We start from the raw sequence: 440 nt of genomic DNA, 5'->3' as shown, positions 1-440 counted from the left end.
TTAGGCTGGTCAGGTGGTTAGAAGTACAAGCCCCTGGCTTTAGACATGGGGTTGGTTTCTACGGAGTCCCTGACGGTAATGGTGGAATAGTGATAAACAGGGGAAGACCGCGCGCCTCAAGTTCCTCTAAATCCCCGGAATAAATAGCCGAGAATTATCCCCACAATCAACGCCCAGACTTGTCCAGAGGCAATAAAATAATCCCAAGCGCTTTTGATCCGATCTAAAATTTCTGGGTCGCTGACCTGTTGAGCCAACACCATCCCCTTAACCGGCGCATTCCCCAACAGGATGTTTAGAGAATCCAGGGAATTCCCCATCCCGGAGATTGTCGGGAGAACAATTGGAATATTATGCATCAGATTTGTCATCGAAAATTAGGGGTTGGTAAGGGGGGCGAATGGAAACCCCTGTCATTTATGTATGGGGAGGAATTCGCC

At 48.6% G+C, this 440-nt stretch carries 1 protein-coding gene; it reads right to left on the bottom strand.

Annotation, left to right across the window (positions count from 1 at the left end):
* Positions 1-116 precede the first annotated feature (116 nt).
* The gene (locus tag AC0QH1_RS15415; RefSeq protein ID WP_324632084.1) at positions 117-371 is read right to left on the bottom strand and encodes a hypothetical protein; all 255 of its coding nucleotides are present in this window, start codon (positions 369-371) and stop codon (positions 117-119) included.
* Between the last annotated feature and the right edge of the window lie 69 nt (positions 372-440).

The organism is Phormidium sp. CCY1219, from assembly GCF_055795085.1.
This window is presented reverse-complemented; position numbering and strand designations above follow the sequence as displayed.

Coding starts and splice junctions, on each gene's coding strand:
- AC0QH1_RS15415 (WP_324632084.1), bottom strand. CDS start 371: ATGACAAATCTGATGCATAATATTCCAATTGTTCTCCCGACAATCTCC.